We start from the raw sequence: 14241 nt of genomic DNA on the forward strand, positions 1-14241 counted from the left end.
GGCCCCCGGTGCTCGTCTCACCCGGGGCGCTGGAGACGATTTCCGCCGGCTCCAGCACGCTCGTCCACGGCGGCTTCGCCGGGTTCGTGAGCCGTTTCTGACTGTCCGTGGACAAAGCCATCCGTGGCCTTTGTCCACTCGGGCGACCGCGGAAAACGCCGAGGGTTTCCCGGGTCGCCCTCGGCCGCATCCGGCGGCCGATCACTTTGTCGGCAGCCTGCTCAAGGTCGGGTGGCCGTCAGCCGCCGCAGTAGTCGATCGCCCGGGCGATCTCGCTCTTGAGCTGCGGCCGGGCGACGATCCGGTCGATGAAGCCGTGCTCGAGGAGGAATTCGCTCGTCTGGAACCCCTTCGGCAGTTCGACTCGGATCGTCGCCTTGATCGTCCGCGGGCCGGCGAACCCGATCAGCGCCCGAGGTTCGGCGAACACGAGGTCGCCGAGCGAAGCGAAGCTGGCGGCCACGCCCCCCATCGTCGGATTGGTGAGCACCGAGATGAACAGCCCGCCCGCGGCCGAGTGGCGGGCCAGCGCTGCCGACACCTTGGCCATCTGCATCAGCGACAGGATCCCCTCGTGCATCCGCGCCCCGCCGCCGGAGGCACTGATGATGATCAGCGGAAGCCGGTCGGCGGTGGCCCTTTCGACCAGCCGGGTGAGCCGCTCGCCAACCACGCTCCCCATGCTTCCCATGATGAACGACGAATCGGTGACGCCGCAGGCGACCCGCCGGGCACGGATCATGCCTGTGCCGGTGAGGGCGGCGTCCGACAGCCCCGTGCGGCGCTGCTCGGAGACGAGGCGTTCGGCGTAGGCCTTCTTGTCGCGGAAACCGAGCGGATCGGTGGGGCGGAGGGTCGCGTCCCACTCCTCGAAGGTGCCGTCGTCGAGGAGTTGGCCGATGCGCTCGGCGGCGGAGACGTACCAGTGGAAACCACACTGCGGGCAGACGTTGAGCAGCGCGGCCGCCTGCTTGCGGTAGATCGTCGCCTGGCAGCCGTCGCACTTCTGCCACAGCCCCTCGGGCACCGCCCGCTTGGGACGAGGTCCGCGGGCCGCCGGGCCCGACGGCCCGCCGTCGGCGTGGTGAGGGGCGGCAGGTTCCATCGACCAGGTATCCGGGGGGCCGGGGCTGACGATCCCGGGATCGACCGCAGTGTAGTGGCCGGTGCCGCGGCCGGCAGCGCCGTTTCGGGAACCGTCTCTGTCCGGCGGATCAACTCGGGGACTTCGCCGCGGCGGCTCGCGCCCGCCCCTCGAGGTCGGCCAGGGCCGAGCGATAGTCGGCAGCACGGATCACGGCGCTTCCGGCGACGATCAGCTCGGCGCCGGCAGCGGCGGCGGGGCCGATCGTGGACGCGTTGACGCCGCCGTCGACTCCGAGCCGGAGGCGCCGGCCCACCCCGCGCCGCGCGGCGAGCCAACGGAGCTTGTCAAGTGCCGACGGCTCGAACGCCTGCCCGCCGAGACCCGGCTCGACGCTCATCACCAGTACGCCGTCGCAGGCATCGAGCCAGGGGGTGAGGCGTTCGACGGGTGTCCCCGGGCTGACGGCGAGATGGCCACGGATCCCATGGTCGGCGATCTTGCCGAGCGTCACGGCCGGATTGACCAGGGCCTCGACGTGGACGGTGAGGATGTCGGCTCCGGCACCGGCATACTCGCCGACAACCCGGTCGGGATCGTCGACCATGAGGTGGACCTCGAGCGGCAGCCGGGTCGCCCGCCGCACCGCCTCGACGACGACGCGGCCGTAGGTGAGCTGCGGCACGAATCGGCCGTCCATGATGTCGAGGTGGAGCGCCGCGGCCCCCGCGGCCTCGAGGCGCTGAACCTCGTGGGCGAGGTGACCGAAGTCACACAGCAGCAACGCCGGGAGGACGATCGGCAGCGGCCCCGGGATCGGTTCCGCGGGCGTCGTCCGTCGCTCGACCGTCGTGGGACTGTCCATCGCCTCTCCGCCCGTCGTGTCGTGTCACGTCGCGCCCATGACCGCGGCGCGGAAGCCGCGCGTCAGGGTGCGGGAGCTGCCCCGCCCTCGGCGGCGCTCGAGACCAGCGGGATGGTGAGGACCATCTCCGGTTTGCCGGCCCCCGCGGCGCCGTAGGTGACCGCCAGGTTCGACACGGCACCGGCTTCCGGCGGGAAGACATGCGTCTTGGCCCGCGACGGGGCTTTGGCACCGATCCGCTGGCTCGTGCCACGGGTCACGGCATGGCTGGCGAGATTGTCGGCCGCAGCCTTCGCGGCGGTGTCGTCGCCGCCGGCCTTCGATTCGAGGCGATCCTTCTCGGCCGACTGGGCGGCGAACGTGTTGCGGGCGAGGAGGCGGACGTTGTCGGAGGGCTCGTACGTCGCCACCACGAGCAGGTCCTCTTTCCCCGCGGGCGCCGCGAACTGGAAGAAGTCGGCCTCCGGCAGCGAGATCTCCTGCCCCTTCGTCACGCGCGGCGGCTGCTCGCTGCTGGTCGGGAGGAGGATCGTCAGTGTCCCGGTCGGACCGCGGTTGAACACGTAGACGTAGACATCGTCGTCGGGCTTGATCCTGACGGCGATTTCGTCACCGAGCTTGAACGTGTGGTCGTGGGGATCGACCGCTTTCTCGTTGCCGTTGGCATCGAGGAGCATCACGGTGTACTCGAGCACCATCGACACCGAATCGGGGGGCAGCGACTTGCGGATGATGTCGCGGGTCGCCACCTGCCCCTCGTCGGCGGTCGCCTCCGCTGCCGGCGCGGCGGACGCCGCGGGGAGCGCCGGCGCGGGAGCCGGTGCCGGCGCGGTGCGCGTGCCACAACCGGCGCACACCATGGCGATCGTGCCGCCGGCCACGAGCCGGGCGATCGGCCCACCCGTGGTGTGGGCCGTCCACCGCCAGACCTCACGCGCGAGGCGGCGCGGTCTCATGATTCGTTCCTCCGGGAGCGGGGCAAGGCTCGATGAATACGCCCTCGAGTGTACCACCGCACCACCCCGTCGGTTCACCGCCCGCCTCACTCCCGTGGGAGCTTGACGGTCCTGCGACGCCCTCCGAGCATACCCCGGAGGTTCGACCGCCCTCGGCTCGCGGTCCGACGTCTGCCGGAAGGAGCGCCACCCGTGACGAGCCCGCTGTGGCTGGTCGTGCACCGCAGCACCGCCTCGGCGCCGTGCTTCGAAGGCGCGGCCGACACGATCGTCGAGCTCGGGCGCGTCGACGCGCGCGGTGCCACCGAAAAACTGTTCGTCCCCCACCGCAGTCCGGGTTTCTTTCGGCTGCCGATCGCCCCCCAGGAGCAGAAGTCGGTCTCCCGTCGCCAGGTTCATCTGGCGCGGCTCGACGGCGACCGGGTGCGGGTCACCAACAAGAGCGAATCGCTCGACGTGGCCGTCGAAGGGCGCGAGGCGGTGAAGACGACCCAGTCGGCCGATCTGCCCCTGCCGGTGACGCTCTCCATCAAGACCGAAGCGGAGACGCTGCGCGTCGCGGTTCACGCCGCCGAGCCCCGCCCCACGCCCGCCGCCGCTACGGTGACCCCCGAGGCGACGGTCAATCTCTCCACGCTGCTGGCGGGAATGCCCGGCGACCAGGCCGATTCGATGGTCGGATGGTGGCGGCGGGTGATCGACCTTCTCCAGAGCGCCGCCCACACCGAGGAGTTCTACCGGAAGGCAACGCGGGCGGTGGTCGATCTGATCGGCCTCGACGTCGGGGCCGTGTTCGTCGCCAAGGGGGATGATCTCCGGCTGGTCGATCTCTACTCGCCAGGCAACTCCGCGACGCGCCCGAGTCGGTCGCTGTGCGACCGCGTCCGCTCCTCCAAGCAATCGATCCGCGAGCTCCCCTCGCCCGGTGGCGACTTGATGATGACCAACCAGGCGGCCATCGAGGCGGTCGTCGCGGCCCCGATCCTCGACCGGTCCGGAGCGGTGATCGGTGTCCTCTACGGTCACCGTTCCCGACAGCCGCAGTCCGACGAGAACCCGACGATCTCGCATCTCGAGCAGCTGCTCGTCGAGACGCTCGCCAGCGGCGTCGCCACCGGCCTGTCGCGCCTCGACGAGCAACGGCAGAAGAACGAGCAGCGGGCGACGTTCGCCCAGTTCTTCAGCCGTGAGCTCGCCGAGGAGCTGGAGAAGAACCCCGGCATGCTCGAGGGGCGCGAGACCGACGTGACGGTGCTGTTCTGCGACATCCGTGGGTTCAGCGCCGTCAGTGAGCGGCTCGCGCCTGTCAAGACGATGAACTGGATCCACCATATCCTCACCGAGCTGTCGGCGGAGGTGGTCGAGGCCGGTGGCGTGGTCGTCGATTACGTCGGCGACGAACTGCTGGCGATGTGGGGGGCACCCACGTCGCAGCCCGACCATGCCATCCGCGCCTGCCGAGCGGCGCGGCGGATGCGGCACCGCCTCCAGGCGATCAACGAGCGCTGGCAGGCGGAGATCGGCTGCCGGACCGACGTCGGGATCGGGATCAACACCTCCCGGACCTGCGTCGGCAACACCGGGTCGAAGCAGAAATTCAAGTACGGTCCCCTCGGCAACGGCGTCAACCTCGGCAGCCGCGTCCAAGGGACGACCAAGTACCTGCGCGTGCCGGCGGTCGTCACCGGGGCCACACGTCGGCAACTCGACGACTCGTTCCTGCTCCGCCGGCTGTGCAGCGTGCGCGTCGTCAACATCGCCGGGCCGGTCGACCTGTTCGAGCTCGACTGCGGCGGCGACGAAGGGCGGAAGGAACTGTTCTCGCGTTACGAAGAGGCGCTGGCTTGTTTCGAGAAAGCGGACTTCCGTCGCGCGGCGGGGGGATTGGGGACGCTCCTCGAGCGGTTTCCCGACGACGGTCCGGCGCTCGTGCTGCTGTCGCGGTCGGTCGACGCGATGGTCCACCCGCCGCACGAGTTCTCGGCCGTCTGGCAGTTGCCGGGCAAGTGAATGCTCGGCGCCGGTGCCGCTACCGGCGCGGCCCGACGGTACGGTAACCGAGGCCGCCCCCCTGGAAGCGGCTGCCGTGCCACCAGTTGAGCTCGATGTGCTTGTGGAACAGGATCCCGACGTAGTCGGTCCCCCACGTTCCATCATCGACGCGGCGCTGTTGCCCGTGGCGTGCCCGGGTGCGCGCCCCGCCCCCGATGAAGTAGCCGGTTTCGTGCGGTGACTCGGTCGGCTTGGCAAATGGCGACAGGCACTGCGGATTGCCCGCGCGGGTGAACTGGTTTCCCTGGAACTGGTGCCGTTCGGTCGCCGGCCGCCCCATCGGCGGCGACAGATCGGCCGCCACCCCCGACGCGGCCGCGCCAATCGCTACGACGAACGCCACGCAGGTGCCGCACGACGCCCGCGCGAGGAGCCACGGCGAGCGACGGCGGGGCCGGGCGAATGTCGTCTCTGGCAACAGTGTCGGTCGCATGCTTCGCTTCCGTGGGGCGACCCGAGGTCCTCGGAATTCATCGCCGCGACGCCGCCAGGCCCTGCAAAAAAACCGCACCACTCGCACGGCTGGCGTCATCCCCGCATCCACCCCGGTCAGGGACCCGCGTCCCCTCTGCAGAGCCCGAGCCGAGGCTCCTCTCGATCTTTCACTCCGCGCCCCTCTCGATCCCCGCGCGGCCCTCCCATTCCCCCCAGCCAGCCTTGTCCTCCGGCAGGGCCGACTGTGACCGACCCGCGCCGAGAACACCTCGACACCATTTGCCCTCCTGGCTAGCCTCCGCCCCCTTCCAGCGACGTGATCGGGTGTCGTCGCTTGCCAGCGGGGAGCCAGACCGCATGCATCCGCCGGGGTTCGATCGGGGCGTGCGGGCTGTGGCTTTGCGTCGTGCGCTGACAGCCTGCCTCGGCATCGCGCTGTTCGCTACCGCGACCCGCGCCGAGCCGCCCGCTGCCCTGCCGGCCCCGGTCAATCCGCTCCGTCCGGCCGCGGAGCCGGGGGCCACGTCAGGCGTGCGGGGCGCGGCGCACGTCGCGCCGGCCTCTCCGCACCGGGCCCATCCTCCCGTCGACCCCGCCGATCCGCTGCCCTTGCCCGATCACCTCCTCGGTCCCGACTGGACCGGCCAGAGCGCCGAGGAAGCGCTCCGCAAAAGCCACGGCTGCGTCTCCTGCCACGCCGGCGTCGGCGACATGCACCGCAGCCCGGCCGTGCGACTGGGGTGCACCGACTGCCACGGCGGCAATGCCGACTGCTTCACGAAGGAAGCGGCGCACGTCCACCCCAAGGAGCCAGAGAACTGGCCCGGCGCCGCCAATCCCGTCCGCAGCTACACGCTGCTCAACCACGAGTCGCCGGAGTTCGTCCGGTTCGTCAATCCCGGTGACTTGCGCGTTGCCCACCAGGCCTGTGGTGGGTGCCACGCGTCGGTCGTGCTCCAGGTGCGCAAGAGCATGATGACCCACGGCTGCATGCTGTGGGGCGCGGCCCTTTACAACAACGGCGCCGTCCCCTCGAAGCAGCCGCTGTTCGGCGAGAGCTACAGCACCGAGGGGATCGGGCAGCGCCTCCAGACCGTCCCGCCGCCGACGCAGGACGAGGTCGACCGCGAGTCGATCCTCCGCTACCTCGATCCGCTCCCGCGCTTCGAGCGCTCGCAGCCGGGCAACGTGTTGCGGATCTTCGAGCGCGGCGGCCGCTTCCGCCCCGAGGTCGGCAACCCCGAGCGCCTCGAGGAGCCGGGGCGGCCGCGCACCCGGCTGGCCAACCGCGGCCTCGGCACCGAGAACCGCACCGACCCGGTGTTCGTCGGCCTGACGAAGACGCGCCTCTTCGACCCGACGCTCAATTTCCTCGGCACCAACGACCAGCCGGGGGACTACCGCTCCAGCGGCTGCACCGGCTGCCACGTCGTCTATGCCAACGACCGCTCGCCGGTCCACTCGGGGCCGTATGCCGTCTATGGCAACCGCGGCGAGAGCTTCTCCCCCGATCCGATGATCCGCAAGGGGGAGAGCGGCCACCCGATCCACCACCAGTTCGCTCCGGGCAACGGGATCCCCACCAGTCAGTGCATGGTGTGCCACATCCATCCCGGCACGACCGTGATGAACAGTTACATCGGCTACATGTGGTGGGACGAGGAGACTGACGCCGCCCTCGTCTACCCCGCCGCGCAGCGCTATCCCAGCTCCGAAGAGAAGCTCGCCGTCCAGTTCCGCAACCCGAATCAGTCGGCGGCCAAGAACCTGCTGGCCGATCCCGAGTTCCTCGCCAACCTCACCGACCTCAACGAGCGCACGCAGCAGACGCAGTTCGCCGATTTCCACGGCCATGGCTGGGCGTACCGCGCGGTGTTCAAACACGACCGCAAGGGGAACCTCCTCGACCACCGCGGCGAGCCGGTCGCCGACGCGGGCAATCCCGCGCTGCGGGCCGCGGTGAAGATGCCGGAGAAGATCCGCGAAACCTACCGCGGCGCCGACGGCAAGGGCCCCGACGCCATCCGCCGCGCCGAGGCGGCGATCGCCCACGAGCGCGACGGCCTCCCGGTGCACCTCCTCGACATCCACATGGAAAAGGGGATGCACTGCATCGACTGCCACTTCATCCAGGACATGCACGGCAACACCAAGCTCTACGGCGAGGTCCGGGCGGCGATCGAGATCAGCTGCATCGACTGCCACGGCACCGTCGACCGGGTCGCCACGCTCCGCACCAGCGGCCCGGCGTCGGACACGTCGAGCCCCGACGGGGGCCGCGACCTGCGCACGCTGCGGACGCCGTCGGGCAAGCGGCGGTTCGTCGTCGAGGGGGACCGGATCTACCAGAACTCGATGGTCGAGGAGGACCTGACCTGGGAGATCGTCCAGACGAAGGCCACGGTCGATCCGCAGAGCGACCACTACAACGCCCTGTCGGCGTTCGCCAAGACGGTCCGCGTCGCCGAGGACGGCGCGATGGAGTGGGGGGGCGACGTGCCCCCCGCGGACTGTGCCCACCGCAACGACCTGATGAGCTGCATCGCCTGCCACAGCTCGTGGAACCCGAGCTGCTTCGGCTGCCATCTCGTCCAGCGTGCCAACCAAAAGGCCCCGTCGCTGCACTACGAGGGGGACGTGTCGCGCAACCTCACCTCGTACAACTTCCAGACGCTGCGCGACGACGTCTACATGCTCGCCCGCGACGGCAACGCCACCGGCAATCGCATCAACCCCTCGCGCTCGAGCTGCGCGATCCACGTCGGCTCCTACAACAACCTCCGCGAGTCGATCTACGTCCAGCAGCAGACGATCTCCGCCGAGGGGTTCAGCGGCATCGCCTTCAGCACCAACGTCCCCCACACCGTCCGCGGCGGCCCGGGCCGCGGCCCGTCCGACGACTTCTCGCGCCTCCGCGCCGGGACGCACGAGACGAAGATGTGCACCGACTGCCATCTGGCGAAGGCCGACGACAACAACGCGATCATCGCGCAGCTCCTGATGCAGGGCACCAACGCCACCAACTTCATCGGCCGCTATGCCTGGACGGCGCTGGGAACCGGCGGCCTCGCCGGGGTCGTGGTCGCCGAGCAGGACGAGCCGCAGGTGGTGATCGGCAGCTCCTTCCACCGGATCGCCTATCCCGACGACTTCGCCCGCCACGGCGCCGCCGGCGGCCTGCTGCCGCACGCCTACCACCATGCCGCGGCCGACATCGGCGCGCGGATCCTCCAGCCGCTGAAGACGCGCGAGGTGCTCCAGGTGCAGCACCGCGGCGAATATCTCTATGCCGCCTGCGGGGCCGACGGCCTGCGCGTGTTCGACATCGCGTTCATCGACAACAAGGGATTCTCGCAGCGGATCACGACCGCGCCGGTGTCGCCGCTCGGCCAGCAGTTCTACGTGAAGACCACCTACGCCACCGGCGTCGCCGCTCCGGCGACGACCGCCCCCGACCCGACGCGGACCCACGACCCGGCCAATTTCGAGGGGAGCGTCCACGAGCTCTACGCCTACCTCTACGTGACCGATCTGGAGGAGGGGCTGATCCTCGTCGGCGCCGGCACGCTCCTCGACGGTAACCCGCTCAACAACTTCCTCGAGCGCGCCCTGACCTGGAATCCCCGCGGCCTCCTCACCGGGGCGCGGAGCATCACGATCGCCGGCGAGCAGGCCTGGATCTGCTGCAACGCCGGGATCGTCGTCGTGTCACTGGCCAAGCCGAAGTGCCCCGAGGTGCTCGCCGTGATCCCGGCGCCCGAGGTGATCCAGCCGCGTTCCGTGGCGATCCAGTTCCGCCACGCCTTCGTGTGCGATGCCGAGGGGCTGAAGACGTTCGACATCAGCGACCCCTGCGCGCCGGTCAAGCTCGCCACGGTGCCGCTCCCGCAGGCCAATTCGGTGTATGTCGGCCGGACCTACGCCTACGTCGCCGGCGGGCCGCAGGGTCTGGTGATCGTCGACGTGGAGAAGCCCGCCGAGCCGTTCATCGACCAGGTGTTCGACGGCGGTGGCTGCATCAACGACGCCCGCGACGTGAAGCTCGGGATCACGTACGTCAGCCAGTTCGCCTACGTGGCCGACGGGGCCAACGGCCTGCGCGTGGTCCAGCTCACCTCCCCCGACACGCCCGGCAACGTCGGCTTCAGCCCGCGGCCGACGCCGGAGCTGGTCGCCACCTACCCGGTGACGAAGGGGGGCCTGGCGCTGGCGGTGTCGGAAGGGGTGGACCGCGACCGGGCGGTGGACGAGTCGGGCAACCAGCTCTCGGTGTTCGGCCGCGTCGGTGCCCGCCCGTTCAACCGGGGGGAGCAGGAAAAGATGTGGAAGCGCGACGGCCAGCCCTGGAAGGTGAGCGACGATCCGTTCGACACCGAGCTGTACCGGGCGCGGCGGTGACCGGCCGCTGCACCGGCGATCACTGTGGCTCGGCGTAGCGGCCGACGAACAGGATCGTGCCGTGGCGCACGTCGCGGATCAGGAACAGGAACGGCCGATCGGCGCGGAACTCCACGCGCCGCGGCGGCGGGGGGCCCGGGGCGTTGGCGATCACGGCCGTGGCTGCCGCGGCCTCGGTGCCCTCCTCGTTGACCTCGACGAACGCCTGATGGAGCACCGCCGCCACGGCCAGGCGCTCCGACTCGGTCATTCCCGTCAGGTCGGCGCTGCCGGGCACGAACAGCGTCGCGACCCCGAGGCTGCCGAGCACCGCCCGGGCATCGAGCCGGTCGTCGAGCCGAAATCGCGGCAGCCAGATCGACACGTCGACCTGCTCCGCGGCAATTCGCCACTCGGCGACGGCGCCGGCGTCGAGCCGGGCTTCGAGCGCCGGCAGGGCGCCCGCCTCGGCGGGCAGGAGGATCACCATTTCGAGCTCGCCTCCCTCGTAGGGAAGGGCGAGGAGTTGGAAGGCGTCGCCGGCGAGGTGGGCTTCGGTCCCCGTACGGTGCATCAGCGGCACCGCAACGGTCGACCCGTCGGCACGATGGAACGACTGCGGCGCCGTCGCCCGCTCGGCGAACGTCGTCCGCCATGATCCCTTGAAAAAGATCGCGTTGGTGAGGCACAAGCGCGTCAGCGCCGTGAACGAGCCGGGCGGCACGAGCGCCGCGATCCGGCCGCGGGTGGCGGCGGCGACGTCGGCGTTGACGCGCTGGCGCTCCCGTTCGGGGTCGGCGGCGAAGTCGGCGGTGCGGAAGCCGGCGGCGAAGTGCTCGTCGAGCAGCGTGACGAACCGGTCGTTCCAGGCCAGGCCGGTCTGGCCCCACAGCGCGCTCGACACCGCCAACTCGTAGTGCGGGCTACCGGCGGCGTAGTAGCGCGCCAGGTCGCCGACGGCGGCCGGTCCTTCGGCGTCGGGCAAGTGAAGCACGGCGCGCAGCTCGTCGAGCGTCGCCCCTCGCGCGCCGGCGGCGGTCATCGCCAGGGCGGCGTGGAGCGAAAACGGCGAGCAGAAACGGTTGCCGCCGTCGGCGGCGCGGAGCCGGTGGAGGGCGACGGCGAATCGGTTGGCACCCTCGACCGCGGCCTGCATCCGATCCGACCATTCGACCGGAGGGGCGAGGACGCGCGTGCGGACCTCGGGCGGCGGCGTCTCACCGGAGCTGGCCGTGGCGCCGGCCGCTTTCGTGTCGTCAGCCTCGTGCGCCACGCGGGGTGGCGCGACCTCCGGGGCGCGATCGCACCCACTCACCGCGACGATCGCGCCGGCGATCAGCCAGGCTCGTACCCACATGGACCCGTCTCCATGGCAGCCCTCGGATCCTCACCGCGGCGATGTCACGAGCCGGCGCCGTCAGTGCGGGCGGGCAGTGCCGTAGCGCTCCGCCAACAGCAGCGCGATCGCTTCCGGTCCGGCGACGAATGCCCGCCCCTGGTGGATGCCGTGCGGACCGGCCGGCACGTCGCCGGGGGGCAGGACGAGGACCGGGCACGATTGGTTGGCCTCGCCGACCAGGGCCACCACCTCGGCCCGCGGCCGGGCGACATCGACCTGGCGGACGTCGAGGGCCCGGGTCAATTCCGGGTGGTAATAGAGCAGGCCGGCGACCACGGCGCACTCCGGGCAGTAGTAGCCGTGCGGCCCGTGGGACGGGTCGGGAAACCCGGCCCGGAGCAGAAACAGGATCGGCTTGTCGGCCATCGGTGGATCTCTCGGCACGCGTTGAATGAAGCCTCGGCATCCTACAGCACCCCGGCCATGCCGCTGCCGGTTTGTTTTCCCCCCCGCCGACACCGAGCTATCCTTTCCTGGAGCTTTGGCCGGCCCCGGGAACCGACGGCGTGTTCCCGAGGCACACCGGAAGCGGGGATGTCGGGATGGACGGTCGCCTCAGGGAGCATGGAACGATGCGTGCTTGTGATTTTGGTCGTGGTCTGCCGGTCCTTCTCATGGTCGCCCTGTCGGCCACGGCATGGTCGACGGCGGTGATCCGGGCCGACGAGCCGCCGGGCGCCGCGGCCGTCGCCGATCCTCCCGCCGACAAGGCCGAGGCCAAGCCGGCAGAGGGAGCGAATCCCGCCGTTGCTCCCAAGCCGGAAGAGAAGCCTGCCGATCCCGCGCCCGCGCCGAAGGCCGATGCCGACAAGAAAGAGGCGTCCGCCCCCAAGCAAGACGCCAAAAAGGCCGACCCCAAGCCGGAGGCGCCGAAGAACCAAGTCCAGGTGATTCCGCTGTCGGGCAGCTATGCCGATCTCGTCGGTCCGACCGAGCTCGACCCCACCAGCCTGATCCTCGGCGGGGCGCCGGGGAAGCGGAAGAGCTTCTACAAGCTCTGCGACCTTCTCGACGAACTGGGCAAGAACGCCAAGGTGACGCACGTCGTCTTCGATCTCTCCGACGGCGCGCTCGACCTCAACCTCGCGCAGCTCGACGAGCTCCAGCGCCGGATCGGCCGGCTCAAGGCGACCGGCAAGAAGCTCGCCGCCTGGCTCGAAAATGCCGGCCCCACGCACCTCGCCGTCGCCGCGACGTGCGACCATGTCGCGATGGCCGATTTCGGCGGCGTCGACATGCCGTCGAAGTCCATGCAGTCCTACTTCTACCGCGACGCCATGGACCTCCTCGGCGTCAAGGCGTCGGTCGTCCGCGCCGGCAATTTCAAGGGCGCCGTCGAGCCGTATGTCAACGCGACGATGAGCACGCACCTCAAGCAGCACTATCTCGACATGCTCGGCACGATGAACGACGCCGAGGTGTCGATGATCGCCAAGGGACGCGGTCTGACGACCGACAAGGTGCGTGAGCTGCAAAAGCAGCGCGTGCTGCTCCCAGCCGAGGCGGTCGCCGCGGGCCTCGTCAACGAATTGGCGCCCTACGGCTCGATCAAGGCGACGATGAACCGCTGGATCGGCGGCGATGCCGGCTGGATCGAGTCGACGGCCAAGCCGAAGAAGGAGATGTCGGTCTTCGAACTGATGGGGAAGGTGATGTCGGGGGGCGGCGGGGAGAAGTCGGGGCGCGTCGCCGACAACTCGATCGCCGTGATGCACCTCTCCGGGGCGATCACCGACGGCAAGCAGCCCTCCGGTGGATCGATCGTCTCGGGGCCGACGGTCAAGGAAATCCAGGACATCATCAAGGACGACAAAATCAAGGCGGCCGTGGTCCGGATCAACTCCCCGGGCGGTTCGGCCACGGCCAGCGAGGCGATCCGCCAGGCACTGGTCGAGCTCAAGGCCAAGAAGCCGACCGTCGTGTCGATGGGAGACGTGGCCGCGTCGGGCGGTTATTGGGTGAGCTGCATCGGCGTCCCGGTCTATGCCGAGCGCGGCACGCTGACCGGCTCGATCGGCGTGTTCTCGATGAAGCTCAGTTTCGGGTCGCTGCTCAAGCGGGTCGGGCTGCATGTCGAAAACATCGCCCTCGACGAGGCGGCGATGGCGTTTGCCCCCGACCGGGGCTGGAATGAAGACGACCAGGCGAAGCTCCAGAAGACGATCGACGACGTCTACGGGAAGTTCCTCAAGCTGGTCAGCGAGTCGCGCGGCATCCCGGTCGAGAAGCTCCACGACCTGGCCGGCGGGCGGGTCTGGTCGGGCACGCAGGCCAAGCAGGCCGGGCTCGTCGACGAGATCGGTGGCCTCGACGACTGCCTGGCGGTGGTCGCGAAGAAGGCCGGGCTCGAGAAATTCTCGGTGGTCCACCGCCCGGTCGTGTCGGCGGGCCTCGACCTGTCGGCGCTGTTCGGCGACGGTGACTCGAGCGAGATCCGTGCGCTCGGCGCGTCGGCCGAGACGCTCACCCTGCTGCGCCGGCATGGCGTGACGACGGCGCTGGTGGAGATGTTTCTCCGCGACTCCCTCGATGCCCCCACCGGCCGGCCCACCGTGTGGGCCCTCGGTCCGGCCGAGATCAGCGTGAAGTGATCTGGGACATCGGGATCACGCCGGGGCAGTGGCCGAGCCGCAGGCGACATGCCCCGCGGCTGAGGAACGTCCATCCATCGACGCGGAAGTCCTGTTCTGGATCCGTAATGGCCACGGGGGGCTCGACCGCTTCGATTGCTCCGGGGAAGACTTTAGAGTGAACGACGCGGGAGGCTACGCCAACTCCGCTTATCTAGGAGAAGAGGCGAATGACAACAAGGCGGTCGCTGGCTTTGCGATGGGCCAGAATCGCGATATCTACGCGGCGTTTCACACATGCCGGCCCATCCCGGCGGGGAAGTTTTTCCACTCCGCCTACATGGCGGGGGGCGAGGTCAGGGCAATCGCATCTTCCGAGAGCGGCACAAGTATTGCGGTGAGTCGTCGAAAGGCAAGCGGGCGGCGGTGGCCGCACGTCGTTTCGCCTGTGTCACGGAGGACGACTTGTGATTGTTTCAACGACGCCGGTAATTCGTTCACAC

General features: G+C 69.9%; 9 protein-coding genes. 3 read left to right on the forward strand and 6 right to left on the reverse strand.

Features of this window, described 5'->3' with window-relative positions; genetic code table 11:
* Nucleotides 1-238 precede the first annotated feature (238 nt).
* From FJ309_15845 to FJ309_15855, 3 genes are all read right to left on the reverse strand, one after another.
* Nucleotides 239-1105: an acetyl-CoA carboxylase carboxyltransferase subunit beta gene (locus tag FJ309_15845; GenBank protein MBM3956055.1), complete on the reverse strand. Its 867-nt coding sequence runs from the start codon at nucleotides 1103-1105 to the stop codon at nucleotides 239-241.
* Between the two features lie 109 nt (nucleotides 1106-1214).
* Nucleotides 1215-1949: a ribulose-phosphate 3-epimerase gene (locus FJ309_15850; protein MBM3956056.1), complete on the reverse strand. Its 735-nt coding sequence runs from the start codon at nucleotides 1947-1949 to the stop codon at nucleotides 1215-1217.
* Between the two features lie 62 nt (nucleotides 1950-2011).
* Complete coding sequence (locus tag FJ309_15855) at nucleotides 2012-3304, reverse strand: DUF4384 domain-containing protein (protein MBM3956057.1); 1293 nt, start codon at nucleotides 3302-3304, stop codon at nucleotides 2012-2014.
* 24 nt (nucleotides 3305-3328) lie between these two features.
* Here FJ309_15855 and FJ309_15860 point away from each other — a divergent pair, with 24 nt between their 5' ends.
* A complete protein-coding gene (locus FJ309_15860) occupies nucleotides 3329-4915 on the forward strand; it encodes a GAF domain-containing protein (protein ID MBM3956058.1) in 1587 nt (528 codons plus the stop codon).
* A 19-nt stretch (nucleotides 4916-4934) separates the two neighbouring features.
* Here FJ309_15860 and FJ309_15865 read toward each other — a convergent pair whose 3' ends face one another.
* Nucleotides 4935-5390: a hypothetical protein gene (locus tag FJ309_15865; GenBank protein MBM3956059.1), complete on the reverse strand. Its 456-nt coding sequence runs from the start codon at nucleotides 5388-5390 to the stop codon at nucleotides 4935-4937.
* A gap of 359 nt (nucleotides 5391-5749) precedes the next feature.
* On the opposite strand from FJ309_15865, the gene FJ309_15870 reads away from it, so the two are divergent.
* Nucleotides 5750-9790 (forward strand): hypothetical protein, encoded by a 4041-nt coding sequence (locus FJ309_15870; GenBank protein MBM3956060.1) that lies wholly within the window; start codon nucleotides 5750-5752, stop codon nucleotides 9788-9790.
* A gap of 19 nt (nucleotides 9791-9809) precedes the next feature.
* Here the strand turns inward: FJ309_15870 and FJ309_15875 are convergent, their stop codons facing one another.
* Nucleotides 9810-11126 (reverse strand): serpin family protein, encoded by a 1317-nt coding sequence (locus FJ309_15875; protein ID MBM3956061.1) that lies wholly within the window; start codon nucleotides 11124-11126, stop codon nucleotides 9810-9812.
* Between the two features lie 60 nt (nucleotides 11127-11186).
* On the reverse strand, nucleotides 11187-11534 hold the full coding sequence (locus FJ309_15880) for a DUF3088 domain-containing protein (GenBank protein MBM3956062.1): 348 nt from the start codon (nucleotides 11532-11534) through the stop codon (nucleotides 11187-11189).
* 176 nt (nucleotides 11535-11710) lie between these two features.
* Here FJ309_15880 and sppA point away from each other — a divergent pair, with 176 nt between their 5' ends.
* On the forward strand, nucleotides 11711-13759 hold the full coding sequence (gene sppA, locus FJ309_15885; GenBank protein MBM3956063.1) for a signal peptide peptidase SppA: 2049 nt from the start codon (nucleotides 11711-11713) through the stop codon (nucleotides 13757-13759).
* The last annotated feature ends 482 nt before the right edge of the window (nucleotides 13760-14241 follow it).

The sequence above is a fragment of the Planctomycetota bacterium genome (assembly GCA_016872555.1).
GTDB lineage: Bacteria > Planctomycetota > Planctomycetia > Pirellulales > UBA1268 > F1-20-MAGs016.